Raw genomic sequence first — 24,320 nt, 5'->3', positions numbered from 1 at the left:
AAAAACTTTCCTTTATTCTTGAAGGAATGTGAATTTCGGTTTAACTTTGGGCCACCAAAAGAGCAGTTAAAAATATTGCGAAAATGGTGTGAAATTTAGGGCTAATCTACTACAGCCCCATATTTTATATGGATATACATCATTTAATGCAGTTTTTTATTATAGAATATCTAATTATTTGCTTAATATGAATATTAATAATTTAGATTTTATAAAAAATAAGTATCAATATGCACTTATTTTATCTTCTAAAGGTAAATTACTATCAGGAGCAGAAATTAACCCTTATGCCAAAATTGGGAAAAGATTTATTTTGGATCACGGGATTGGCACGGTTATTGGCGAAACAGCGAAATTGGTGATGATTGCTATATGCTTGGTGGAGTTATTTTAGGTGCAAAGGGAATTTCTAATAACCCAGAAGGAATTAGACATCCAAGGATAGGAAATAATGTTCAGATAGGATCATTTTCTAAGTTATTCGGGGCAATAACGATAGGGAATAATGTTTTTATTGGTTCGGGTTGTGTAATAACTGAGAGTATACCAGATAATTATATGTTAAAACTGAAAGTCAATTAATAAAAGGAAACTCATAATGCGTTATATTTTATATATCATGTTTTCAATATCTTGTTTAGCTCTAGGCGGTATTTTTGTAAAGTTAAGTGTGCTTCCTCCAATAACAACTGGAATGTATCGAGTGTTATTTTCTCTGCCAATATTCTTTTTATTAAATAAGTTTTCAAATAGTGAAAATAAAATGAACAGAAAAGAAATTGTGATTTCGATTCTGGCAGGGGGTTTTTTAGCATTGGATTTAATTTTATGGAATATTTCTTTTCATTATACCACCGTGGCAAATGCGAATTTATTAGCGAATTTGGTTCCCTTTACAGTAGTGCCTATTTCCTATTTTGTTTATAAAGAAAAAATAAATCTGAATTTTATTATTGGTGCGGCTATAATTATTTTAGGTGTTGTGTTTCTTTTATATGGAAAAGTTTCACCAAGTATAAATAATTTTAAAGGGGATTTTTTGGCAGGATTAACTTCCGTATTCTATGGTTTATTTATTGTTTCAATTTATAAATTAAGAAATCGATTTTTAACAATCCAAATTATGACTTATGCAAGTATAGGCTGTTTATTTGTATTGCTACCTGTTTCTTTAGTTGTAGAAGGATTTTTTATTCCAGTGAGTTTCCAACAACTTTATCCATTATTAGGGCTAGCATTATTATCCCAAATTTTAGGACAAGGGGGATTAAGTTATTGTTTAGGCAAAGTAAAAGCGAGTTATGCATCTTTATTGGTATTAACGCAACCATTAATTTCTGCTTTATACGCGTATATTATTTTTAATGAGGCATTATCTCAATTAGAAGTAATGAGTATGTTTGTTGTTTTATTTGGTTTATATATTGCAAATAAAAAGTCAGTTTAAATAAACTACGTATCTTCAATACAATAGCCTATTATGCCATTTCCAATCAGCTTCAGATTTTCTTATAATAGGCGTTATGAGCTCTCTCCTTTTTACATTAATGAAAAAAATAGCGATAATTTCCACCGCACTTTTATTATTAAACGGTTGTGGCACGGTGGTGAAATTGGTTGATCCTACCGAACCTTATGAAAGTTATGCTGGCACGAAATACGATTGGGAAATGACCCAAAAGTGGGGGCTGCCAATTTTAGATTTGCCGTTATCTTTTTTATTAGACACCGCATTATTGCCCTATGCGTGGGCGGAAGAATCAAAATGAAATTAAACGCACAGCAACAACAAGCCGTTCATTATGTGTCTGGGCCTTGCTTGGTTTTGGCGGGCGCAGGCTCTGGCAAAACTCGGGTGATCATTAATAAAATTGCCCATTTGATCGCAAATTGTGGTTATTCCGCCAAGCATATTGCAGCGGTAACCTTTACCAATAAAGCCGCACGCGAAATGAAAGAGCGGGTGGCACATTCCATCGGTAAAGATCAAAGCCGCGGCTTGACGATCTCCACTTTTCACACCCTTGGTTTCGATATTGTAAAACGCGAACACAAGCATTTAGGACTAAAATCGGCTATTACGTTGTTTGATGATTCCGATCAAATGGCGTTATTGAAAGAATTGACTAAGGATTTGTTACAAGAAGATAAAGATCTGCTGAAAGCCTTGATGACACGGATTTCGCGTTGGAAAAATGATCTTATTTTGCCTGCGCAAGCCCTTGCCACCGCACGAGATCCGCAAGAGCAGACCTTTTCGCAATGCTATCAACGTTATGCTACGCAGTTGCGCGCTTATAATGCCCTAGATTTTGATGATTTAATTATGCAGCCAACCTTGTTGTTACGCGCAAATGCAGAAGTGCGGTCAAAATGGCAGGCAAAAATTCGCTATTTGCTGGTGGACGAATATCAAGACACCAACACCAGTCAATATGAATTAATCAAATTGTTGGTGGGCGAAGCGGCGCGATTTACCGTGGTGGGAGATGATGATCAGTCTATCTATTCTTGGCGTGGGGCAAAACCACAAAATATGGCGCGCCTGAAAAATGATTTTCCGCAACTAGAAGTGATTAAGCTTGAGCAGAATTACCGTTCCACAGGACGCATTTTGCATTGCGCCAATATTTTGATTGCCAATAACGATCACGTTTTTGACAAAAAATTATTTTCCACCTTAGGCGAAGGGGAAAAATTGCAGGTGATCGAAGCAAAAAATGAAGAACACGAAGCCGAGCGCGTGGTGGGGGAACTTATCGCCCATCGCTTTATGCGTAAAACCAAATACCGCGATTACGCCATTTTGTATCGTGGCAACCACCAATCGCGCTTGTTTGAAAAAGTGCTAATGCAAAACCGTATTCCTTATAAAATTTCGGGCGGCACGTCTTTTTTCTCAAGGGCTGAAATTAAAGATATGATGGCGTATTTGCGCGTGTTGGTGAATCAAGATGATGATGCCGCGCTGTTACGCATTATTAATACGCCAAAGCGAGAAATCGGCACGGCAACTCTTGAAAAATTGGGATCATTGGCATCGGAAAAACATATTAGTTTATTTGAAGCGATTTTTGATTTTGAGTTAATTCAACGCGTTACCCCAAAAGCCTATAACGCTTTACAGCATTTTGCTCGCTGGATTGTGGAACTGAATGATGAAATTTTGCGTGCTGAGCCAGAAGATGCTATTCGCCGAATGTTGAGCCAATTGCATTATGAAGAATATCTTTACGAAACCGCTACTTCACCAAGAATGGCGGAAGTGCAAAGTAAAAATGTGGCGACCTTATTCCAATGGGTAGCAGAAATGCTCAAAGGCGATGAGTTTAATGAGCCAATGACGCTCAACCAAGTAGTCGCGCGCTTAACTTTGCGTGATATGTTAGAACGTGGAGAAGAAGATGATGAAAGCGATCAGGTGCAACTGATGACGCTGCACGCGTCAAAAGGGCTGGAATTTCCCCACGTTTTCTTAGTGGGAATGGAAGAAAATATCCTGCCACATCAAACCAGCATTGATGAAGACAATGTGGAAGAAGAACGCCGTTTAGCTTATGTCGGCATTACACGCGCGCAACAAACGCTGACCTTTTCCTTATGCAAAGAGCGGCGACAATTTGGCGAAATTTTTAAACCAACACCAAGTCGCTTTTTAGAGGAATTACCGCCAGATGATGTGCAATGGGAAAAAGACAAACCAGCAATGACAGCAGAAGAAAAGCAAACCCAAACAAAGAAAAATCTTGCTAATTTACGAGCGATTTTGAAAGGCTAGTTGATATTTATTCTTCGTTGTAGATAAATCATTCAAACAAACGATTATTTGCAAAAAATCGTTTGACTTATGTGAGGGCAATCCGTATTATACCGCCCACAAACCGATTGCGGTGAGATGGCCGAGAGGCTGAAGGCGCACCCCTGCTAAGGGTGTATAGGGGAAACTCTATCGAGGGTTCGAATCCCTCTCTCACCGCCATTTACTCAGGGCACCCGTAGCTCAGCTGGATAGAGTACTCGGCTACGAACCGAGCGGTCAGAGGTTCGAATCCTCTCGGGTGCGCCATTTTGTTGAACTCTACAACAAAATTAAAATGATTAAATGATTGGTAAGTAACATTCAAATACGCACCCGTAGCTCAGCTGGATAGAGTACTCGGCTACGAACCGAGCGGTCAAAGGTTCGAATCCTTTCGGGTGCGCCATCCTACTTTAATTTCTTTTATATTTTTTCACTCTTATTTCAAACAATTCTATTACTTTTTCTTATTTTCTATTGTTTTTTAATCTAGAATCTGTGGCTGGCTTAATGACAGAGCATAAATATTGGCAATAAAATGGGTTTGTTCGCTTTCTGGAATAGGGATTGGCAGCAAGGATACTAATTCTGAATAGCGCTGAAAAACTTGCGGAAAAACCACCGCACTTTGCATTTCAGCCAAAATTTCTTGGGCTAAAGGGTGGGCAGCATAACCGCGCTTAATTCGTCCTAACGCCATTGCAAAATGATTAAACAGCATAAAAACTTGTGGGCTTTCCACATCAGCGTGCCACTGTGTGTGCAAATGATCTCGGATATGCAACATCCATTGCACGATTTCTTCATCGATCAATTTTCGTTGTAATAAAAACGTTAATTGTTGTTGCAGCCTCATTGCCACCTCGACATCATTTTCAGGTTAGAAAGTGCGGTGATTTTTTGCGATAAATTTTATTTACGCTTAACTTTACCGAAATCTCATTAAATAAAACAGTGCAGGGATCACAAATTTGTAGCAAAATACAGGAAATTTTAAAAAAGGTAGTAATGAATGACGGATTTGGAGTTTTTTGCCGATTATGACGGCTTAATTTTTGATATGGACGGCACGGTAATCGACACAATGCCAAGCCATAAAAAAGCGTGGGATAAAGTGGGCGAAACCTTAGGTTATCCTCTTGATGGTAACATTATTTATAAATTGGGTGGCGCACCAGTCAAGGTTGTTGCCGAAGAAATGATGAAAGAAGCTGCAATGCCGATGGCATTATTTGATCAAGTGATTCAGCTAAAACGCCAATATGGAATTGAATTGATTATGCAACATTCCACCTTGTTGCCAGCGGCGCAGGTGGTAAAGAAATTTGCTGGACAAAAACCTTTGGCGCTGGGAACAGGCTCGCACCGCAATGTGACCAATTTATTACTCGATAAATTTGATTTACACGCTTATTTTGATGCCGTGGTTACCGCAGAAGATGTGGCAAAGCACAAGCCAGAACCCGATACATTTTTGCGTTGCGCGGAATTAATCAAAGTGAATCCACAACGTTGCGTGGTGTTTGAAGATGCGGATCTTGGCGTGAAAGCAGGGCTTGCAGCAGGTATGGACGTGTTTGATGTGCGTATCAATCAGCTGATTAAGGGCAATTAAATGTTATCCAATAAGCAAAAAATGCTCGCAGGGCTGGCACATAAACCTCATGATCCGGAATTAGCGCAACTTCGCATCGAAAATAAAAAGCGCCTTTTTCAATACAATACGCAAATTTGCCCTTCTGAAACAGAAAAAAGAGCGGTGCTAATTCAGCAAATTTTAGGCAAATGCAAAAATGAACCCCATATTAACGCGCCGTTTTTTTGCGATTACGGCTGTTTTATTGAAGTGGGCGAAAACTTTTTTGCCAACTATAACTGCACAATGTTGGATAACGGTGGCATCACCATTGGTGATAATGTGATGCTCGCGCCGAATGTGAGCCTTTATACCGTAGGCCACCCCCTTGATGCGGAATTACGCAGCCAAGATTGGGAACAGGCGCTGCCGATTACCATTGGCAATAATGTGTGGATTGGGGGAAATGCCATTATCTTAGGTGGCGTAACCATCGGCGATAACGTGGTGATTGGTGCAGGTTCAGTGGTGAGCAAAGATATTCCTGCTAATAGCCTTGTGGTGGGCAATCCTGCCAAAGTGATTCGCCAAATTACCGAGCAAGATAGGCTAAATTATATTAACAAATATATGGCAGGCTATGCTTGATTGGCTGACTGATGGGCTATTGGGATCGCAAAATAGTCTATGGCTAATGTTTAGCAGCGCCTTTCTTAGTGCCACGGTATTGCCCGGCAATTCGGAAATTATTTTCCTTTTTCTCACCGCACCTTTTATTGGCGCGGTTTTCTCTATTGATCTTTTTGAATTGCTTGTTGCTGCCGTACTTGGTAATACATTAGGTGGAATGACCACTTATATGATTGGACGTTGGTTTCCCAAATTAGAACAAAAAAATCTGCAGCGCAGCTGGGCATTGAACAACATTCAGAGGTATGGCATTTGGACATTATTATTAAGCTGGCTGCCCATTGTGGGCGATGCCTTTTGCGCAATGGCAGGCTGGTTGCGTTTTAACTGGTTGAAATCATTATTATTAATAATGATTGGGAAATTGTTTCGCTATACGTTGTTATTATTAATTAGCCAAATTTAAGTAAAAAAATGCCACCTCGAAAGGTGGTGAATAACCTAAGGAACCAATTTTTATTAAACAACTGCAAGTTGCTATTTGTTGTGGAACGCTATACTAACATAAATTTAAGAAAATTTACAAAAAATTACAAAAAATAAATCAGGTTGTTCGCTTTTTGCACTTTGCTTATACTAGAACGGTGTCAAACAAGATGTTTTAGCTGATCAAGGAAAGAAAAAGCCACCCATAAAGAGTGGCAAAAATAACTTAAGGAATCAAATTTATTAAAACAACTGCAAGTTGCTATACTGTCAGACCGAATAATAACAGAAAAGTTCACGATAAGTTGAATTTTTTTTACAAAAATTTACATTTTATTTAGGAAAAGGAAAAATTATGCCATTACTCGATAGCTTTAAAGTGGATCACACTAAAATGAACGCCCCTGCAGTGCGTGTCGCCAAAACAATGCGTACCCCAAAAGGCGATGATATTACGATTTTCGATTTGCGCTTTTGTATCCCAAACAAAGAAATTCTGCCACCAAAGGGTATTCACACCTTGGAACACCTTTTCGCTGGCTTTATGCGTGATCACTTAAACAGCGAAAATGTAGAAATTATTGATATTTCACCGATGGGTTGCCGCACAGGATTTTATATGTCCCTCATCGGCACACCAAACGAGCAACAAGTAGCGCAGGCGTGGCTCGCTTCAATGAAAGATATTTTACAGGTGAAAGATCAAAAAGAGATTCCAGAATTAAACGAATATCAATGCGGTACTTACACCGAACATTCCCTACCCGAAGCCCATCAAATCGCACAACACATTCTTGAACGCGGTGTAGGCGTAAACAAAAATGAAGATCTGCTACTCGATGAAAGTTTGTTAGCACAGTAAATTCTCACTGATAGAAGGAAAACACAATGACAACATTAGGGACTGCACTGACACCAAAAGCCACCAAAGTGATGATGTTAGGTTCTGGTGAGCTGGGTAAAGAAGTGGTAATTGAATTGCAACGCTTAGGTGTGGAAGTGATTGCAGTGGATCGTTATGAAAATGCGCCAGCGCAACAAGTGGCGCACCGTGCTTATACCATTTCAATGCTTGATGGCGAGGCGTTGAAAGCCTTGGTTGAAAAAGAGCAGCCAGATTATATCGTGCCAGAAGTGGAGGCGATTGCCACAGAAACTTTGGTGGAATTAGAGCAAGCTGGCTTTAATGTTGTGCCTGCGGCGAAAGCCACACGCTTAACAATGAACCGCGAAGGTATTCGCCGTTTAGCGGCGGAAGAATTAGGGCTGCCCACTTCGCCTTATCAATTTGTGGATAATTTTGCAGATTTTCAAAGTGCGGTGGAAAAAATTGGCGTTCCTTGTGTGGTGAAGCCGATTATGTCTTCTTCAGGACACGGGCAAAGTATCGTGAAATCGTTTGATCAGCTACAAGCCGCGTGGGATTATGCCCAACAAGGCGGACGTGCGGGAGCGGGGCGTGTGATTGTGGAAGGTTTTGTCAAATTTGATTATGAAATCACCTTGCTTACGGTTCGCCATATTGGTGGCACTTCGTTCCTTGCGCCAATTGGTCATCGTCAAGAAAACGGCGATTATCGTGAATCTTGGCAGCCACAAGCAATGTCAGCGGAGGCATTAGCCAAAGCGCAGCAAATTGCGGAGAAAATTACCACCGCACTTGGCGGACGTGGGATTTTTGGCGTGGAAATGTTTGTGGCGGGGGACGATGTGATTTTCAATGAAGTTTCACCGCGTCCGCACGATACAGGAATGGTTACCCTTATCTCGCAAGAGCTGTCTGAGTTTGCCTTGCACGCCCGTGCGATTTTAGGTTTGCCGATTCCGCAAATTAATCTTATTAGCCCAGCGGCATCTAAAGCCATTGTGGTGGAAGGACATTCCAACCAAGTACAATTTGCAGGTTTAGAAAAGGTGTTGGCTGAACCCAATACGGATATTCGTTTATTTGGTAAGGGGGAAGTACAAGGCCATCGCCGAATGGGTGTAGTGCTAGCTCGCGATGAAAGTGTAGAAAAAGCCTTGCAAAAAGTGCAACGTGCTTACAATGAACTAGACATTATTTTATAACGAGTAGGCGAACAGAGTTCGCCTTTCTTACCTATTTAACAATAAGTGCGGTGGAAAATGCGTGTGAATTTTAGAACACACAGAATTGTTTCTGTAACGGGAGCAGAAATGAAGCAATGACAAAAAATGCGTAAACAATTAACGCCTATGCAACCCGAAACCCTACCGTTGCCACATAGCCTAAAATGCCGTAAAAAATCACCGCACTTAGGATAAGCAAGGCTTTGCCTTGTTGGGCATTGCGTTGATGAATGAGGTAAAGTATTCTTGCACTAATGCCTAAAATAAAAGGATAAACCCAGAAAAAAATCGACATCAACGTAGTTTGCAAATCAGTTAAACTGGGGTTTTTCAGTAAATTTGGCGAGATAAGTAGCGCCAAGGGCCAAAGCAAAATAGGCAGGCAAAAAATAGCGAGCGCCCAAGTAAAAGGGCTAAAGCCAGTGGGCATTTTTTGGTTATTCATTTATTTCACCATAACATCATCAAATTAAAGAGTTGAAATATAGCAAATGCAATATTTATTTGGTAGTGAAATTCGTAACTTTGCTTTTCATTTTCGTGATTATATTTTGGCGAAGTATCAACGTAATTTATCCATTCAAGAAATTTCACAGCAGGGGCAACCAGCGATTTTTGCCGTGTTTGCTGATGAAAATGATCCACTATTCCCCAAAATAGAACAAGAAGCACAGGCCTTTTTGCAAGATCCTAGTCATTCGCGTTATCAACAAGCCAGCTGGGAAACGGGCAAAATTGAACAAGCTGATGAAAATAAAGTGCGGTGGAAATTTCCTCATTTTTCCCAGTGGAAACAACAAAAATTTACTGTTTTTTTAACCGCACTTTGTCTGATTATTTATCTTTTTCAGCTACTTGGTTTTAACCAAGACATTTTGCTAGCCACCCATTATCCAGAGAGCTATGCGGAACAATCAGAGCTTTGGCGCTATTTTACGCATAGCCTTGTCCACCTTTCCCCGTGGCATATCACCTTTAATTTAGTATGGTGGTGGATTTTTGCTGGGAAAATTGAACAGAAATTTGGCACAGCAACGCTGGTGCTGTTGTATCTACTTTCTGCGTTTATCAGTGGTTTTGCGCAAAATATGGCATCAGGGCCTGCATTTTTTGGTTTATCTGGCGTGGTGTATGCGGTGCTAGGTTATGTTCTGGTATTGGATAAATTTAGTCGTCAGCACCCCTTTCATTTACCGCAAGGCTTTTTTACAATGCTCCTTGTTGGTATCGCCTTTGGTTTTGTTAGCCCTTTGATTGGAGTTTCTATGGGGAACACCGCGCACATCACGGGCTTATTAACGGGCGTTGTATTAGCCGGGGTAAAAATCTTGTTTGCCAAGCCACAAAAAACAATTTAAAAATAAACACAACATCAGGAAGAAGCAATGAAACAATCCCTTCGTCATAAAAAGATCATTTCGCTGGTAAAACAGAATGGTTATTTAAGCACGGAAGATTTAGTTAGCCTGCTTGGGGTTAGTCCACAGACCATTCGCCGTGATTTGAATGAACTGGCAGAAAATAATTTAATCAGCCGTCATCACGGTGGTGCGGCTTCCCCTTCCACATCAGAAAATTCCGATTATGTGGAACGTAAGCACTTCTTTTCAACAGAAAAAAGACGCATTGCCGAAGAAGTGGCGAAAATTATTCCCAATGGTTCATCGTTATTTATGGATATTGGCACAACCCCAGAAGCGGTGGCGAATGCCTTGTTAAATCACAAAAATTTACGTATTGTGACCAACAACCTGAACGCCGCTTATATCCTAATGCAAAATAAAAGTTTTGACATCACAATGGCGGGCGGTTCACTGCGACAAGACGGTGGTATCATCGGCGAAGCCACTGTGGCTTTTATCAAACAATTTCGCTTAGATTTCGGCATTTTGGGGATCAGTGCCATTGACAGCGACGGCACATTATTAGATTACGATTACCACGAAGTGCAAGTAAAACGTGCAATTATGGAAAGCTCGCGTAGCACCATTTTGGCAACGGATCATTCCAAATTTAACCGCCGCGCAATGGTATGTTTGGGATCACTCACCGAGCTGAGCCATTTGTTTACCGATACCCCACCGTCAGAGAGCATTATTCAGCTGTTAGAAGCAAGTAATACGTTAGTGCATATTTGTGAATAAAAAATTGGGCAATTTGCCCAATTTTTTATAATAGGTGCGAAGATTAAATCACCTTCGCCAACAATGTGATCGGGTGTAGGCAGGTCAGGCTGGTGGACATATCAATTTGCCATTTACAGGTTTCGCACTCTGAAATCACAAAATCAAATTGACCTTCTTCAATATGCTCAAATAGGGTTTTACCAATGGCTTGGGAAACTTCATAGTTTTCTGCTTTAAAGCCATAGGTTCCCGCAATGCCACAGCACTGACTTGGTAGCATTACCACTTCAAGATCTGGGATCAATTTTAATAACGCAAGCGTATAAGGCGCCCAGCCCGCTTTATCTACGTGGCAAGCGGTGTGATATGCCACTTTCAACGGCATTGATTTAAACTGCGGTGCGTTTTTACGTTGAAATAATTGATACAAATATTTCGTTACAATATTAATATGTGGACGTACTTTTGCGTTATCCATTCCCAAAATATGATGATATTCATCACGTAAATTCATTGTGCAACTAGAGGACGTTCCCACCACATCAAGCTCTTGATTAATAATGGTATTTTCTAGCTGAGCAAGGTTAAATTCGGCAAGTTGTCTAGCACGTTTTGGAAAGCCATTTACGCTCAGTGGCAGTCCACAGCATTTTTCTTTTTCCAATAACAGCACGCCAATGTCTAAGGCGTTGAAAACTTTGATCAAATCTTTGCCCAGTTGCGGATTATTATAGTTCACGTAACAGCCGTGATAGTATGCCACCTTGTCTTTGTAATAACGCTGACGCTCAAGGGCATTATTTTTATACCACTGACGGAATGAGCCAAAAGAATATTTCGGCAAACTACGATGCTGGCTTACTTTTAAGGTTTTTTCCAGTAAGAATTTCGTGGCTTTTAAGCCTGTAATGGTATTCACCACAGGGGCAAATGGCGTGTTGAGTTTGCCCATAATATCGGTGTTACTCAGCACGGCATCGCGTAATTTATGAATGAGCGATTTTTTCTGCTCTTTCAAATGGTTATTTCTCGCCCGCACGATCAAATCGCCAATTTTTACATCAGAAGGGCAAGCCACTTCACAGCGTTTGCAGTTGGTACAATATTTCAGTGCTTCATCATAGAATGCGGCACTTTTTAGGCGAAAACGTTCCCCATCTGGGCCAGCTTGCTTCGGACCAGGATAAAGCGGATTTTGTTTTGACACGGGGCAAACCGCCGTGCAAGCCGTACATTTTATGCAACTTTCAAAACTGTTATCCACATATTGGTGGCTAGGTGGCAAGGCGGCATTTTGTTTCGCATTTTCGATTAATTGTTGAATGTTCATTATTTGCCCCCTGCAAGAATCTGTTCTGCTACGGTGAGTGCGGTAACCACCGCCACGCCCGAGCTACAACCGAGTTCTAAATTATTGTAACCGCCAATCACTGAGCCGATAGCGTATAAATTCGCTAAAATCTCACCGCACTTTTGCACTTGGCATTTTTCATTAATTTTTACTCCCGCACTTTGATAAGGTTGCGGAGCGGAAAAGCGATCTCTTGTCCAAGAAAGGCGGTTGCCATTATCAAAATCGCCGTTGCCGATAATATCGAGATCAAAAATAGGCTCGAGAACCCGCTCAAATTCCGCCACAATCCCCGAACTAAAATAATGCCCTGAAGCCAGCACAAAATGCTCAGCATAAAGCGCATCATCTTGATGTAATTGTGTGTAAAGGGCTTTCACTTGGCGATCCTCAATATCCGCCCGCAACGCCTTATCGCCATTGAGCATTACGCCGCCCAACTTTTCAAAATGATCTCGCAGGGCTTTTCGCTGACGCATTCCCAGTAAAGAAGGCGGTAGTGTTGGTAGTTCAAATAAATTTAGCCCTGTCGCCTGTTTGAGGCTGTTGAAGAAATGATTGTCGCTCATTCCAAAACAGGCGGGTAAAAACACCGCACTTGCGTTTCCTGCGGCTTGTTGGATCTCTCGTACTAACTCGCCGAACGCCAGTTTATGCTCCAGTACTTGGGAAATATTGACGCTACGAAATTCCCGTGCGTTGTTGCGAAGTTGGTCTAATTGCGGAATGTGCAAATAGCCAATACTCACATCACAATGGGCAAATTGCGGATTTTGTTTTAGGTTATCCGCCAATAATTGCGGTTGAAAATCGTGATAGCCTTCAATACCTAGCACTGCAATGCGTTTATGGGGAAATTCAGCTTGTGATAATGGCAAGGTTGGCACGCTGTTTGCCGAAAGCCAAGTGCGACGTAAACCGCCCAAAGGAGTAACACGGAGATGATTTTCTTTATGTGAGCCAATCAGATCCAAATTGAGCGATTGGGCTAATTGTTCAAAGTGTTCTGCTTTAGCAAGCACCTGATCTTTTCCCAATAACGAATAAGGATGCTGTGGCACTTGCTCAGCAAAGTGCGGGTAAATTTCAGCGAAATTTTGCACCGCACTATTTTTTACTTCGCTTCCTTCTGGAAGCAGGCTGAGTAAATCTAACGAGCCAGAGGAAAAATCCATCGCCGCTTGTCCGTTGTTTACGATGGCACAATGTTTACCTTGTTGTTGCAGCGCAATGGCGCAGGTTAAGCCTGCTAAGCCACCGCCGATAATAATTACATCAAATTTCATTGCTATCTGTCCCCTGTGTGGCTTGTTCATCAAGTGGTTTAACATCATTTAAACCAAGTAAACTGTAATAAATCCAACTGGTAAACTCTGCTTCGCGTACCGCTTCTCCCCAAGCGATAGGCTGAATGCCGCGCCAACGTTCTTCCATAAAAGAAGCCAGTTGAGTGGTGGATTGGCGTGGTGTGGCAACATTAAAACGTGCCATTAAGCCTGCCGCACGACAGGCGCAAAGTTCCGCTTGGCAGGTTCCCATTCCCACACGGGTACGGCGGCGTAAATCCACCAAATTATTCACTTTGAGTTCATCAACGGCATAACGCACTTCCCCTGCACTCACCGCTTCGCATTCGCACACTAACGAGCGATCAAGGCGTTCTTTTTCTAATAATTTCGTGGCTCGTTGCCCATGGCGATAAACCGCAGAAATTTTAATCGGGGTTGGGAGGGAAATAATTTGTTTGTAGGTTTCTTCTTGTGTTGTGCCTGAACCCGGTAAAGGTTGGCTAGCAGTGGTACAAGTGGCAGATTTATTGAGTTTTTTGCACACCAAATCCGTTGCCCATTCTGCCATTAAACGATAGGTCATTAATTTCCCACCTGTGATGGTAACAAAACCCTCCAACCCATCACGCTCAGCGTGATCGAGCAACACAATGCCACGGCTCACATTTCGCCCTGAGGGATCATCATCAGTAGCAACTAGTGGGCGTACCCCCGCATAAGCACGCAGCACACGGGTATGGCGTAGGGAAGGAGCGAGTTTTTCCCCTTCACGGAACAAAATATCCACTTCTTCAGGCGTTACCACCATATTATCAATTTGATCATAAGGAATACGGCTTGAAGTTGTGCCGATCACGCAAATGGTATCCCCCGGCACGAGAATGTCCGCATCGGCGGGCTTACGGCAGCGGTTAATCACTAGATTATTAATGCGATGCCCCATAATCAGCAACGCCCCTTTAGCGGGGAACATTCGGATTTTCAGATCCGCATATTCGGCAATGCCTTGCCCCCAAATTCCGCCAGCATTCACCACCACAGGAGCGAAAAACAAACGTTCTACTTTATTTTTATGATCGTAAACTTTTGTTCCAATCACGCGATCGCCTTCACGGATTAGCCCTTTGACTTCGCAATAGGTGAAAATTTTTGCCCCACGTTCGCTGGCATCAAGCATATTGGCGGAAGTAAGGCGGAAAGGATCGATAGAACCATCAGGCACCACCACCGCGCCCACTAAATTTGGATTGACCGAAGGCTCTAAGCGTCTAGCTAAATCAGGCTCAATCGCCACTGCTTCAATGCCAGCATTATCGCAAGCGGTAAGAAAGGTTTTTTGATAGGCCAAATCATCTTCAGGCAGCGTGATAAATAGCCCTTTGGTGTCTTCAATACAATGGTGGGCGATATTTTTTAAAATGAGATTTTCTTGGATACATTCGCGCGCAGATTCTTCATCATTCACCGCATAACGGGCGCCACTGTGCAACAGCCCGTGGTTACGTCCCGTTGCCCCTGTGGCAATATCACGGCGCTCCAACAACACACAATTAATGCCACGCAACGCACAATCGCGTGCAATTCCCGCGCCCGTTGCACCACCGCCAATGATGATCACGTCCGTATTGATAGGCGAAAAGTCCTGTGCATTTTGATAAAAGTGCGGTGATTTTTTCATCGCTTTTCCCCCACATTAAATTTGTAAATAAAAAGATAAGATTAACGGCTCTATCATACGATAAATGTTCGTTTTAGAAAATAAAATGAGCGAATTTGTATTAAATTATGTGAGGTAGATCACTATTTATCCGTCATTGAAAAGTTTTTGTTATTTTTTTGTGATAAACATCACATCTTAAACTTTATCTTCTTTTCGTTTTTTATTTTCTCGCTATGATATGTTGGAAATGTTCGTAAAAGAACGTATTTCATCTATAAAAAAATAACAACTTGGAGAATATCTATGTTTGGACCATTTAAACCAGCTCCTCACATTGCGGAGCTGCCGAAAGAAAAGATAGATTCCACTTATAGACGCTTGCGTTGGCAAGTGTTTGCAGGGATCTTCTTTGGTTACGCCGCGTATTATTTCGTGCGTGCCAATTTCGATTTAGCACAAAAAGGGTTGATTGAAGCAGGGCTTTATAACAAAGCTGAACTGGGTATTATCGGGACTGGGGCAGGTTTAGCTTATGGTTTGTCAAAATTCTTTATGGCAACCATTTCTGACCGCTCAAATCCGAAAGTTTTCTTACCTTGTGGTTTGTTGCTTTCAGGTTTATGTATGACCCTAATGGGCTTAATGCCTTGGGCGACATCAGGCATTTTAGTGATGTTCGTGATGATCTTCCTTAATGGTTGGTTCCAAGGTATGGGGTGGCCACCGTGCGGACGTACAATGGTACACTGGTGGTCGAAAAATGAACGCGGAACAATCGTCTCTATCTGGAATACCGCGCACAATCTAGGGGGAATGGTGCCGGGCGCAATGGTGCTATTAGCCAGTGCGATTTATTTCAGTGAGCACGGCGTGCAAGCCACTGCAAAAGATGTATGGCAACAAGCACTTTACTATCCGGGTATTGCGGCAATGATTGCGGCCATTCCAGTATTCTTAGTAATGAAAGATACGCCACAATCTTGCGGTTTACCAGCCATTGAAAAATGGCGTAATGATTACCCAGATGATTACAACGAAAAAACCTACGAAAACGATCTCAGCACCAAAGATATTTTCGTTACTTATGTCTTAAAAAACAAATTGTTATGGTACATCGCCATTGCTAACGTGTTCGTTTATCTCATTCGTTATGGTGTATTAAAATGGTCGCCAGTGTATTTGGGTGAAGTGAAACATTTCAATATCAAAGGTACGGCGTGGGCATACACCATTTATGAATTAGCGGCGATTCCGGGAACGCTTATTTGTGGTTGGGTATCCGATCACCTATTTAAAGGTAAACGTGGTTTAACGGGTTTCATCTTTATGATCTTAACTACCATTGCGGTAGTGGCATTATGGTTAAACCCAGCAACACCAGAATCTGAACTTGCGCAATATACAGGCAAAGCGTGGTATCAAAATCCGTATCAATTAACTGACTTTATCTTAATGACCACCATCGGTTTCTTAATTTATGGCCCAGTAATGTTGATTGGTTTACACGCCCTTGAACTTGCACCGAAAAAAGCCGCAGGTACAGCAGCAGGGTTCACTGGCTTATTTGGTTATCTCGGTGGTACCGTTTCCGCTTCAGCTGTTGTGGGTTGGGCTGCGGAATACTACGGCTGGGACGGTGGTTTCTATGTAATGATCACTGGCGGTATCTTGGCAGTATTGTTACTCTTAATCGTAACTATTCAAGAAGCAAAACATAAAGCCACATTAGGCGATCACTACGGTAAATAGTGAATAATTAGAAAGGAAGTGCAGCAATGCCCTTCCTTTTTTATTCGCAAAAATTTGGTGAAAAAGCACCGCACTTTAATAAAAGGAGTTCTTATGACATTCAAATTAAAAAAATTAGCTCAAGTTGTTGTCTTATCCACCTTAGCGTTCACTTGTGTGCAAGCAGTAAACGCAATGCCAACAATGAATAATAATGAAAAACTTGTTATCGCTCACCGTGGTGCAAGTGGTTACTTACCCGAGCATACGCTAGAAAGTAAAGCCCTTGCCTTTGGACAAAAAGCGGATTATTTAGAGCAAGATTTGGTAATGACAAAAGACGATCATCTTATTGTTATTCACGACCATTTCTTAGATGGATTAACGGATGTTGCCAAAAAATTCCCAGACCGCAAACGGGAAGACGGACGTTATTATGTGGTAGATTTCACCCTTGCAGAAATTCAATCTTTGAATATGACAGAAAATTTTGAAGTGAAAGATGGCAAACAAGTTCAGGTTTATCCAGATCGTTTTCCAATGTGGAAATCCCATTTCAAAATTCACACTTTTGAAGATGAAATTGAATTTATTCAAGGGCTAGAAAAATCCACAGGGAAAAAAATTGGGATTTATCCTGAAATCAAAGCGCCTTGGCTACACCATAAAGAAGGTAAAGACATTGCCAAAGCCACCTTAGAAGTGCTGAAAAAATATGGCTATACCCAAAAATCTGATCGCGTTTATTTGCAAACCTTTGATTTTAATGAACTTAAACGCATCAAAACAGAATTATTGCCACAATTAGGTATGGATCTGAAATTAGTTCAACTTGTGGCTTACACCGATTGGCACGAAACGGAAGAAAAAAATCCGCAGGGTGAATGGGTAAACTATGATTATGGCTGGATGTTCAAAGATGGCGCAATGGCAGAGGTAGCAAAATATGCAGACGGCGTAGGGCCGGGTTGGTATATGTTGATCGATAAAGATCAATCCACAAAAGACAAAGTAGTTTACACCCCACTTGTGCAAGAATTGAAAAAATACAATATGGAACTACACCCTTACACCGTACGCAAAGATGCCTTACCAACATTTTTTACTAACGTAAACCAAATGTACGATGCCCTATTAAACCAAGCTGGCGCAACAGGCATTTTCACCGATTTCCCAGATACCGCGGTGGAGTTTTTGGGGAAAGGGGAGTAAGTTTGAACCACTTATGTGAACGTTAAATAAAAAATCGGAAAGGTAACTTTCCGATTTTTTTTAGTTAATGATGTTCTGTTTCAGTATTAAACAACGCCTCAATAAATTCTTCTGCTTGGAATGGACGCAGATCTTCAATTTTTTCGCCGATACCAATATAACGAATCGGTAATTTGAATTGATCGGCGATGGCGAAAATCACGCCGCCTTTGGCTGTGCCGTCTAATTTGGTTAAGCTAATTCCTGTTAAGCCCACTGCTTCATTGAATAATTTGGCTTGGCTAATGGCGTTTTGCCCAGTGCCCGCATCAAGGGTAAGCATAATTTCGTGCGGCGCAGTTTCATCGTATTTTTTCATTACACGAACGATTTTTTTCAGCTCGTCCATGAGATTATTTTTATTTTGCAAACGCCCTGCGGTATCGGCAATCAAAATATCAATATTGCGTGCAGCCGCAGATTGCATTGCATCATAGATCACCGAAGCGGAATCTGCTCCCGTGCTTTGTGCCACCACAGGAATATTATTGCGTTCTCCCCACACTTGAAGCTGCTCCACCGCAGCGGCACGGAAAGTATCGCCCGCCGCCAACATCACGGATTTGCCTTGCATTTGGAATTGGCGTGCGAGTTTACCAATGGTCGTGGTTTTCCCTACGCCATTGACGCCCACCATCAAAATCACATAAGGCTTTTTGCTGGTATCAATTTCTAAAGGCTGCGCCACAGGCTTGATAATCTCTGCGAGTTCTAATTTTAATTGTTGATACAGTAAATCTGCATCTTTTAGCTGCTTGCGACTGGCGTGCTGCGTTAAGTTATTGATAATTTTCGTAGTTGTTGGCATACCAATATCAGCAATGAGCAACTGTTCTTCCAATTCTTCAAACAGATCGTCATCAATTTTTTTGCCCGAAAATAGCCCGAAAAAGCCCGAACCGATATTTTGTTTGGTACGAATTAGGCCTTTCACCAAACGGCTAAAAAAGCCCCCTTCGCTTGGTTTTTCTTGCGTTGAAATTTCTGAATTTTCCACCGCACTTTGCTCTTGTGGAAGGTCTGTTTGCTCTACAATTTCTGTTTCTTGTACTAAAACTTCGGGATTTTCTACCGCAACTTGCTCTTGCGGAAGCTCGGTTTGCTCTACGATTTCTGTTTCTTCCACCAAAACTTCTGGATTTTCTACCGCACTTTGTTCTTGTGGAAGCTCTGTTTGCTCTATGATTTCTGTTTCTTCCACCAAAACTTCTGGATTTTCCACCGCACTTGGTTCTTGCGGAAGCTCTGCTTGCTCNNTGATTTCTGTTTCTTGCACTAAAACTTCAGGATTTTCCACCGCACTTGGTTCTTGCAGAAGTTCGGCTTGCTCAGTGATTTCTGTTTCTTGCACGTCAGCTTGGTTCGATGTTTCTTCTTTCTTTTTTCCTAATCCAAACCAAGACCAAAAACCACCTTTTTTATTTTTTTCTGCCATAAATTACTCGCTATTATGAAAAAATTACTGATTTTCTGAATTTTATACTAAACTATGCCACCTGATTTTATTCTGTTACCGAATGCAAAAGTCGGCTGAAAATGGACATTAAGTTCAGCGAAAAGTTTGTATAGTTTATCATAATTTGGCGAATCCCTATGAAAAAAAATCCTGCGACACGCAAGCAACATACTAATCTGGCAAAAGGTGAAGTTCGTATTATTGCAGGGCTTTGGCGTGGGCGGAAATTACCTGTGTTGAATGCGGAAGGATTGCGCCCAACAGGTGATCGCGTGAAAGAAACGCTATTTAACTGGCTGATGCCTTATATTGTGGACGCAATTTGTTTAGATTGTTTTGCCGGCAGCGGTTCATTGGGGTTAGAAGCCCTTTCACGCCAAGCCAAGCAAGTGACCTTTTTAGAGCTCAATAAGCAAGTGGCAAAGCAACTCACGCAAAATCTACAACAGCTTAAATGCACGCCGCAGCAAGGGCGTGTAATCAACCAAGATAGCTTGCATTATTTACAGCAAGCGCAGCAAGAACCCGTATTTGACTTGGTATTTCTCGATCCGCCTTTTCATTTTGATCTCGCACAGCAAGCCGTTGATTTGCTGATTAAATTTAATTGGCTTAAGCCCAATGCGCTAATTTATGTGGAAACGGAAAAAAACAAAACTCTAAGCCTGCCTGATAATTGGCAAATATTAAAAGAAAAAACCACCGGGCAAGTGAGTTATCGGTTGTATCAATATTTGCTGGGCGAATAATACTTCTTTAACCCCTTCGATATAAGCCATTTTCGCTCACCACCAAACCTTGTAATTCCAAACTTAATAACTGAGTGAGTAGTGCATCAATGGGCAAAGACAAGCGGGCGGAAAGCTCATCAAGGCTGATGGCAATATGGCTAAGTTGGGCGTAAAGTTCGGGGTGGCTTGGTGGTTCAGCTTGTTGTGGGGTAACGCTTTTTTCTTGAGTGCTATTTTGATTAAATGGGAGAGCTTGCTGTTTTGGCTGTGCATAAAATGATGCAGAATAGCCGTAATTCGGCAGATTATCCACAATGTCCTGCACATTTTCCACCAATGTTGCCCCTTGTTTAATCAATTTATGGCAGCCTTCACTAAAGCCATTTTGGATATTACCAGGAAGCGCAAAGATTTCTCTATTTTGCTCAAGGGCGTAACGTGCGGTGATTAATGAGCCACTTCGTTCTGTGGCTTCGATGATCAATGTGCCAAGAGAAAGTCCGCTGATAATACGATTGCGGCGTGGAAAATTTTCTGCCACGGGCGGTTGGTTGGGCAAAAATTCAGAAACCAATGCCCCATTATTCTCAATAATTTGTTGCGCTAAACCACGGTGTTTAGCGGGATAAACCGCATTCAATCCACTGCCTAATACGGCAATAGTCTGCCCTTTTTGCGCTACCACCGCTTGATGACAAAAACCGTCAATGCCTAGCGCCAAGCCACTGGTAATGACAAAACCAGCCTGATTTAATTCTTGAGCGAAAAACTTCGCCCAATATTCCCCATAATTAGAGCAATAACGGCTGCCCACAATAGCAATTTGTGGCTGCGAAAGTGCGGTTAAATTTCCTTGTAAAAATAACAGCGGCGGCGCTGACGGAATTTGTTTTAACAAATAAGGATAATCTTGCTCAGTAAAATTAAGCAAAAAATTGCCCGCACTTTGCGCCCAATCTAACGCCGGCTCGATAAATTTACGCTCAGGATTAAACCAACGCTGAATTTGTTTTTCTGTCCACCCCATTTGTTTGAAAGCAATCGCGTCATAGTCTAAAAGCTGTTCAGGGCTAATTTCAGCCAGTATTTTTTGTATCGTATTCGCGCCAAGTTTTGGCACTTGTAATAAGCGGAGTAAGATCTCGTTTTTTAGCATTGATATTTTAGAAATTGGCAAAATAGAGTTGTAGCTTAAAAGAAAGGAAAGAAGAAAAGTAAACTTTGTTTGCGTTTTGCGACAGTGATCGAGAATTTAATTCCTATTTGGGGAATTAGAAAAGTAATAACGCCCTGGGTTGAGGGCGTTATTTCAGCATTATTGTTTAGCCTGATGTTTTTCCAACCACTGTTGCATAAATTGGATTTCGCTTTGTTGTGCGTTGATGATATTTTCTGCTAGCTGACGTAATTCAGGATCTTTGCCATATTTTAATTCTATCTCAGCCATTTTCACTGCACCTTCATGATGTGGCAGCATACTGGCTGCGAACGCGACATCAGCATCTTGATATTGCATTCCTTTTTCCATATCCGCGTGCATTGCAGACATACTTGCCATTAATTCACTTTGCATTGCATTAGGTTGATGTGCAGCGTGATGATGTGGCATTTCAGCCATCGCAGTGCTAGAAATTAAACCGATTAAAATCAATAGTGCTTTTTTCATTGTGAGTACCTTATTTTTGTATGATTAAATGAGCCAAAATAATAAACCTTACCCTTAGGGTAAGGTCAAGAAAAAACCAAGACTTCTTCTCATACATTTCTTTGATAAATTTAGGGTTATCTTATTGATGTATAAGTAAAAATGATAAACTCTGTCAGTTTTCGATATTTTATGCTATAATCTATTTGTTTTTGAGAATTTCATATCGACAAAGTATGATTTTTTCGTCTTTTTGTACTGTGAGGTACAACTCAATGCGTTGTATAAACGTTTATTGCTAAGAAAGACGTAATGAACGTCTTTTTTAGCTCAAATTTGAAGCAATTTCATTCATCAATTTGTTTTGTATTCTTTATTTAAGCGAGCTATTTAGCGGCTATTTCAATTTATTTGTTGAGATTGATATGTGCACAAAACATTAACTTAAAGGAGAATCATTATTGTGTCTTTTTCTGCTTTTATTCATAAAAGATCATCGTTTAACCCCTTTGTTATAGGGGCAACTTTATTACTGGTTATTTTGTTGCTCGTTGCAACGTTAATTTTGCCAGAAAAAACCACCGCACTTTTAAACTGGGCGAAAGCGGGCGTGTTTGCTAATTTTAGCTGGTTTTATATTTTAGCCTTTTCCGTTTTTCTTTGTTTCTTATTCGTGTTATTGGTCAGTAGTTTGGGTAATATCAAGCTCGGAACGAATGAAGAAGAGCCTGAATTTTCTTTCCTTTCTTGGTTGGCAATGCTGTTCGCTGCAGGAATGGGAGTGGGATTGATGTTCTTCGGCGTAGCAGAACCGCTCACCCATTATTTTTCCGCCATCACCACAGGATCTGCCGAACACAAACAACAAGAAGCCTTATTGCATACCTTTTTCCACTGGGGAATTCACGCTTGGGCAGTGTATGGCGTGATTGCCTTAGCGCTCGCCTATTTTGGTTTCCGTTATAAATTGCCGTTGGCGTTGCGTTCTTGTTTTTATCCTTTATTGAAAGATCGCATTAACGGCAAGATCGGCGATGTGATTGATATTATGGCGTTAGTCGCTACCCTATTCGGGATCATCACCACCCTCGGATTTGGTGCCGCACAGCTTGGTGCGGGGCTAACTCAGCTTGGCGTGGTGGCTGAAAATAGTTTCGGCTTGCAAACGGTGATTATCGTTGTAGTGATGTCCATTGCGGTATTTTCCGCTATTTCTGGCGTAGGCAAAGGGGTGAAATTACTTAGTGAGATCAATCTCGGCTTAGCCCTTGCCTTGATGTTGTTTATTTTAATCGCAGGCCCAACACTGTATTTGCTCACCACATTTAGCGATAACATTGGCATTTATTTGAGCAATTTAGTACGCCTAAGTTTTAAAACCTATGCGTACGAAACAGAAAACACTGCGTGGTTCACTGGTTGGACAGTGCTTTATTGGGCGTGGTGGTGTTCGTGGGCGCCATTTGTGGGCTTGTTTATCGCGCGTATTTCCCGTGGTCGCACCATTCGTGAATTTATCTTCGGCGTGCTAGCCGTACCAAGTTTATTCAGTATTCTATGGTTTACCGTGTTCGGTGATAGCGCCATTTGGTTAGAATTAAACGTTGCCAACGGTGCATTGCACGAATTTACTTCTGCACCAGAAAAATTATTGTTTAAATTCTTAGATTATTTACCGCTCTCAGCTCTCACTGGCACGTTAGCCTTAGTGATTATTTCGCTCTTTTTCATCACATCAGCAGATTCAGGAATTTATGTGCTAAATAATATGGCATCACGCGATAAAAGCCTTTCCGCACCGCGTTGGCAAGCGATGATGTGGGGCTTAGTGATGATGGTGCTTGCCATTGTGCTAATGCGTGAAGGCGGGCTAGGCACGCTACAAACAATGACTTTACTGGTGGCACTGCCTTTTGCAATGCTGATGTTAGTGATGTGTGTGAGCCTATGGAAAGGCTTGAATGCGGATCAAAAATACTTCGCCGCCAAAGTAACCCCAACCAGCTTGTTATGGACAGGGGAAAAATGGCGAGAGCGTTTGGGGCAAATGCTTAATCAAACGCAAGAAAAGGATATTTTAAAATTCCTTAACCGCACTGCTTTGCCTGCGATGCGTGAGTTGCGTCAAGAATTGGTTAATGTGCATAATTTGAACGTGGAGGTAGTGCAAGCCTTAGATTCTGACGAACCAAGCGTGGAGCTTATCATCAAGAAAGAATCAATGCGTGATTTTATGTATGGAGTGAAATCCGTAAGCCACGAAATTGCCTCACAGTTGGTTGATGATGAAAACCTCCCGCATATTCAGCATTCCGTAACCTACCAGCCGATGACTTACTTCGCTGACGGTCGTACGGGCTATGATGTGCAATATATGACACGCAACGAACTCATCGCCGATATGTTGCGTCAATATGAACGCTATCTCAGCTTGCTAGAAGACGTGGGGCAAGAGCTAATGTCGCACGAGCAAACGGAGCTGGCGGAATAATTTAAGCGGT

At 41.6% G+C, this 24,320-nt stretch carries 23 protein-coding genes, 3 tRNA genes and 2 pseudogenes; 20 read left to right on the top strand and 8 right to left on the bottom strand.

Annotated elements, in window-relative coordinates; translation table 11 throughout:
* The 9 genes and pseudogenes from ACNAV8_RS06500 to ACNAV8_RS06460 all read left to right on the top strand — a co-directional run.
* Positions 1–99 (top strand): annotated as a pseudogene (locus ACNAV8_RS06500) (IS1595 family transposase); the annotation flags it as partial.
* Between the two features lie 88 nt (positions 100–187).
* Positions 188–394, top strand: a complete 207-nt coding sequence (locus ACNAV8_RS06495; protein ID WP_219827913.1) for a hypothetical protein — start codon at positions 188–190, stop codon at positions 392–394.
* Complete coding sequence (locus tag ACNAV8_RS06490; protein WP_219827912.1) at positions 373–582, top strand: hypothetical protein; 210 nt, start codon at positions 373–375, stop codon at positions 580–582. Before ACNAV8_RS06495 ends, ACNAV8_RS06490 begins: the two co-directional genes overlap by 22 nt.
* A 16-nt stretch (positions 583–598) precedes the next feature.
* Positions 599–1,447, top strand: a complete 849-nt coding sequence (locus ACNAV8_RS06485) for a DMT family transporter (protein ID WP_415777410.1) — start codon at positions 599–601, stop codon at positions 1,445–1,447.
* A gap of 100 nt (positions 1,448–1,547) precedes the next feature.
* Positions 1,548–1,769: a YceK/YidQ family lipoprotein gene (locus tag ACNAV8_RS06480; RefSeq protein ID WP_103855839.1), complete on the top strand. Its 222-nt coding sequence runs from the start codon at positions 1,548–1,550 to the stop codon at positions 1,767–1,769.
* Positions 1,766–3,778, top strand: coding sequence for a DNA helicase Rep (gene rep / locus ACNAV8_RS06475; protein ID WP_103855838.1), 2,013 nt, complete (start codon positions 1,766–1,768; stop codon positions 3,776–3,778). Before ACNAV8_RS06480 ends, rep begins: the two co-directional genes overlap by 4 nt.
* 111 nt (positions 3,779–3,889) lie before the next feature.
* Positions 3,890–3,979: transfer RNA gene (locus ACNAV8_RS06470), tRNA-Ser, on the top strand.
* Between the two features lie 10 nt (positions 3,980–3,989).
* A tRNA-Arg gene (locus tag ACNAV8_RS06465) sits at positions 3,990–4,066 on the top strand.
* A gap of 62 nt (positions 4,067–4,128) precedes the next feature.
* Positions 4,129–4,205 (top strand) — tRNA-Arg (locus tag ACNAV8_RS06460).
* 78 nt (positions 4,206–4,283) lie between these two features.
* On the opposite strand, the gene ACNAV8_RS06455 is transcribed toward ACNAV8_RS06460, so the two are convergent.
* Complete coding sequence (locus ACNAV8_RS06455; protein WP_103854248.1) at positions 4,284–4,655, bottom strand: hypothetical protein; 372 nt, start codon at positions 4,653–4,655, stop codon at positions 4,284–4,286.
* Positions 4,656–4,811: 156 nt separating this feature from the next.
* On the opposite strand from ACNAV8_RS06455, the gene ACNAV8_RS06450 reads away from it, so the two are divergent.
* From ACNAV8_RS06450 to purT, 5 genes are all read left to right on the top strand, one after another.
* On the top strand, positions 4,812–5,414 hold the full coding sequence (locus ACNAV8_RS06450) for a beta-phosphoglucomutase family hydrolase (protein ID WP_103855836.1): 603 nt from the start codon (positions 4,812–4,814) through the stop codon (positions 5,412–5,414).
* A complete protein-coding gene (locus tag ACNAV8_RS06445; RefSeq protein ID WP_103855835.1) occupies positions 5,415–6,023 on the top strand; it encodes a sugar O-acetyltransferase in 609 nt (202 codons plus the stop codon). It abuts the gene before it with no gap.
* Positions 6,016–6,471: a YqaA family protein gene (locus ACNAV8_RS06440; protein WP_103855834.1), complete on the top strand. Its 456-nt coding sequence runs from the start codon at positions 6,016–6,018 to the stop codon at positions 6,469–6,471. Before ACNAV8_RS06445 ends, ACNAV8_RS06440 begins: the two co-directional genes overlap by 8 nt.
* Positions 6,472–6,846: 375 nt before the next feature.
* Complete coding sequence (luxS, locus tag ACNAV8_RS06435) at positions 6,847–7,353, top strand: S-ribosylhomocysteine lyase (RefSeq protein WP_103855833.1); 507 nt, start codon at positions 6,847–6,849, stop codon at positions 7,351–7,353.
* Between the two features lie 26 nt (positions 7,354–7,379).
* Positions 7,380–8,561, top strand: coding sequence for a formate-dependent phosphoribosylglycinamide formyltransferase (gene purT / locus ACNAV8_RS06430; protein WP_415777409.1), 1,182 nt, complete (start codon positions 7,380–7,382; stop codon positions 8,559–8,561).
* A 145-nt stretch (positions 8,562–8,706) separates the two neighbouring features.
* Here purT and ACNAV8_RS06425 read toward each other — a convergent pair whose 3' ends face one another.
* Complete coding sequence (locus ACNAV8_RS06425) at positions 8,707–9,027, bottom strand: DUF5389 domain-containing protein (protein WP_103855832.1); 321 nt, start codon at positions 9,025–9,027, stop codon at positions 8,707–8,709.
* Between the two features lie 46 nt (positions 9,028–9,073).
* Here ACNAV8_RS06425 and ACNAV8_RS06420 point away from each other — a divergent pair, with 46 nt between their 5' ends.
* Positions 9,074–9,940 (top strand): rhomboid family intramembrane serine protease, encoded by an 867-nt coding sequence (locus tag ACNAV8_RS06420; protein ID WP_415777408.1) that lies wholly within the window; start codon positions 9,074–9,076, stop codon positions 9,938–9,940.
* A 27-nt stretch (positions 9,941–9,967) separates the two neighbouring features.
* Entirely contained in the window at positions 9,968–10,726 is a 759-nt protein-coding gene (locus ACNAV8_RS06415) for a DeoR/GlpR family transcriptional regulator (protein WP_103854240.1), read from the top strand.
* Between the two features lie 43 nt (positions 10,727–10,769).
* Here ACNAV8_RS06415 and glpC read toward each other — a convergent pair whose 3' ends face one another.
* Genes glpC through glpA form a run of 3 tightly spaced genes read right to left on the bottom strand, consistent with a single transcriptional unit; the run spans position 10,770 to position 15,026 of the window.
* Positions 10,770–12,038 (bottom strand): anaerobic glycerol-3-phosphate dehydrogenase subunit GlpC, encoded by a 1,269-nt coding sequence (gene glpC / locus ACNAV8_RS06410; RefSeq protein ID WP_415777407.1) that lies wholly within the window; start codon positions 12,036–12,038, stop codon positions 10,770–10,772.
* The gene (gene glpB, locus ACNAV8_RS06405; protein WP_103855271.1) at positions 12,038–13,345 is read right to left on the bottom strand and encodes a glycerol-3-phosphate dehydrogenase subunit GlpB; all 1,308 of its coding nucleotides are present in this window, start codon (positions 13,343–13,345) and stop codon (positions 12,038–12,040) included. The genes glpC and glpB overlap by 1 nt, the downstream gene beginning before the upstream one ends.
* On the bottom strand, positions 13,335–15,026 hold the full coding sequence (glpA, locus tag ACNAV8_RS06400; RefSeq protein ID WP_103855270.1) for an anaerobic glycerol-3-phosphate dehydrogenase subunit A: 1,692 nt from the start codon (positions 15,024–15,026) through the stop codon (positions 13,335–13,337). The genes glpB and glpA overlap by 11 nt, the downstream gene beginning before the upstream one ends.
* Before the next feature lie 285 nt (positions 15,027–15,311).
* Between glpA and glpT the strand changes: the two genes are divergently transcribed.
* Both glpT and glpQ read left to right on the top strand, forming a co-directional pair.
* Positions 15,312–16,757, top strand: coding sequence for a glycerol-3-phosphate transporter (glpT, locus tag ACNAV8_RS06395; RefSeq protein WP_103855269.1), 1,446 nt, complete (start codon positions 15,312–15,314; stop codon positions 16,755–16,757).
* 93 nt (positions 16,758–16,850) lie between these two features.
* The gene (glpQ, locus tag ACNAV8_RS06390; protein ID WP_415777406.1) at positions 16,851–17,948 is read left to right on the top strand and encodes a glycerophosphodiester phosphodiesterase; all 1,098 of its coding nucleotides are present in this window, start codon (positions 16,851–16,853) and stop codon (positions 17,946–17,948) included.
* A gap of 64 nt (positions 17,949–18,012) precedes the next feature.
* On the opposite strand, the pseudogene ftsY reads toward glpQ, so the two are convergent.
* Positions 18,013–19,242 (bottom strand): annotated as a pseudogene (gene ftsY, locus ACNAV8_RS06385) (signal recognition particle-docking protein FtsY); the annotation flags it as partial.
* 338 nt (positions 19,243–19,580) lie between these two features.
* Here ftsY and rsmD point away from each other — a divergent pair.
* Entirely contained in the window at positions 19,581–20,192 is a 612-nt protein-coding gene (rsmD, locus tag ACNAV8_RS06380) for a 16S rRNA (guanine(966)-N(2))-methyltransferase RsmD (RefSeq protein ID WP_103855268.1), read from the top strand.
* Between the two features lie 7 nt (positions 20,193–20,199).
* Here the strand turns inward: rsmD and dprA are convergent, their stop codons facing one another.
* A complete protein-coding gene (gene dprA, locus ACNAV8_RS06375) occupies positions 20,200–21,330 on the bottom strand; it encodes a DNA-processing protein DprA (RefSeq protein ID WP_103855267.1) in 1,131 nt (376 codons plus the stop codon).
* A gap of 159 nt (positions 21,331–21,489) precedes the next feature.
* A complete protein-coding gene (gene copM, locus ACNAV8_RS06370; protein WP_103855266.1) occupies positions 21,490–21,840 on the bottom strand; it encodes a CopM family metallochaperone in 351 nt (116 codons plus the stop codon).
* 442 nt (positions 21,841–22,282) lie between these two features.
* Between copM and ACNAV8_RS06365 the strand changes: the two genes are divergently transcribed.
* Complete coding sequence (locus ACNAV8_RS06365) at positions 22,283–24,310, top strand: BCCT family transporter (RefSeq protein ID WP_103855265.1); 2,028 nt, start codon at positions 22,283–22,285, stop codon at positions 24,308–24,310.
* Positions 24,311–24,320 lie beyond the last annotated feature (10 nt).

Source organism: Avibacterium endocarditidis (assembly GCF_965138825.1).
Taxonomy (GTDB): Bacteria; Pseudomonadota; Gammaproteobacteria; order Enterobacterales; family Pasteurellaceae; genus Avibacterium; species Avibacterium endocarditidis.
The sequence above is the reverse complement of the archived record's forward strand: the minus strand, read 5'-3'. Positions and strand labels throughout refer to the sequence as shown.

Bases quoted from the DNA above. Each gene is read 5' to 3' on its own strand.
- ACNAV8_RS06495 (WP_219827913.1), top strand. From the start codon at position 188: ATGAATATTAATAATTTAGATTTTATAAAAAATAAGTATCAATATGCA.
- ACNAV8_RS06490 (WP_219827912.1), top strand. From the start codon at position 373: ATGCTTGGTGGAGTTATTTTAGGTGCAAAGGGAATTTCTAATAACCCA.
- ACNAV8_RS06485 (WP_415777410.1), top strand. From the start codon at position 599: ATGCGTTATATTTTATATATCATGTTTTCAATATCTTGTTTAGCTCTA.
- ACNAV8_RS06480 (WP_103855839.1), top strand. From the start codon at position 1,548: ATGAAAAAAATAGCGATAATTTCCACCGCACTTTTATTATTAAACGGT.
- rep (WP_103855838.1), top strand. From the start codon at position 1,766: ATGAAATTAAACGCACAGCAACAACAAGCCGTTCATTATGTGTCTGGG.
- ACNAV8_RS06455 (WP_103854248.1), bottom strand. From the start codon at position 4,655: ATGAGGCTGCAACAACAATTAACGTTTTTATTACAACGAAAATTGATC.
- ACNAV8_RS06450 (WP_103855836.1), top strand. From the start codon at position 4,812: ATGACGGATTTGGAGTTTTTTGCCGATTATGACGGCTTAATTTTTGAT.
- ACNAV8_RS06445 (WP_103855835.1), top strand. From the start codon at position 5,415: ATGTTATCCAATAAGCAAAAAATGCTCGCAGGGCTGGCACATAAACCT.
- ACNAV8_RS06440 (WP_103855834.1), top strand. From the start codon at position 6,016: ATGCTTGATTGGCTGACTGATGGGCTATTGGGATCGCAAAATAGTCTA.
- luxS (WP_103855833.1), top strand. From the start codon at position 6,847: ATGCCATTACTCGATAGCTTTAAAGTGGATCACACTAAAATGAACGCC.
- purT (WP_415777409.1), top strand. From the start codon at position 7,380: ATGACAACATTAGGGACTGCACTGACACCAAAAGCCACCAAAGTGATG.
- ACNAV8_RS06425 (WP_103855832.1), bottom strand. From the start codon at position 9,027: ATGAATAACCAAAAAATGCCCACTGGCTTTAGCCCTTTTACTTGGGCG.
- ACNAV8_RS06420 (WP_415777408.1), top strand. From the start codon at position 9,074: ATGCAATATTTATTTGGTAGTGAAATTCGTAACTTTGCTTTTCATTTT.
- ACNAV8_RS06415 (WP_103854240.1), top strand. From the start codon at position 9,968: ATGAAACAATCCCTTCGTCATAAAAAGATCATTTCGCTGGTAAAACAG.
- glpC (WP_415777407.1), bottom strand. From the start codon at position 12,038: ATGAACATTCAACAATTAATCGAAAATGCGAAACAAAATGCCGCCTTG.
- glpB (WP_103855271.1), bottom strand. From the start codon at position 13,345: ATGAAATTTGATGTAATTATTATCGGCGGTGGCTTAGCAGGCTTAACC.
- glpA (WP_103855270.1), bottom strand. From the start codon at position 15,026: ATGAAAAAATCACCGCACTTTTATCAAAATGCACAGGACTTTTCGCCT.
- glpT (WP_103855269.1), top strand. From the start codon at position 15,312: ATGTTTGGACCATTTAAACCAGCTCCTCACATTGCGGAGCTGCCGAAA.
- glpQ (WP_415777406.1), top strand. From the start codon at position 16,851: ATGACATTCAAATTAAAAAAATTAGCTCAAGTTGTTGTCTTATCCACC.
- rsmD (WP_103855268.1), top strand. From the start codon at position 19,581: ATGAAAAAAAATCCTGCGACACGCAAGCAACATACTAATCTGGCAAAA.
- dprA (WP_103855267.1), bottom strand. From the start codon at position 21,330: ATGCTAAAAAACGAGATCTTACTCCGCTTATTACAAGTGCCAAAACTT.
- copM (WP_103855266.1), bottom strand. From the start codon at position 21,840: ATGAAAAAAGCACTATTGATTTTAATCGGTTTAATTTCTAGCACTGCG.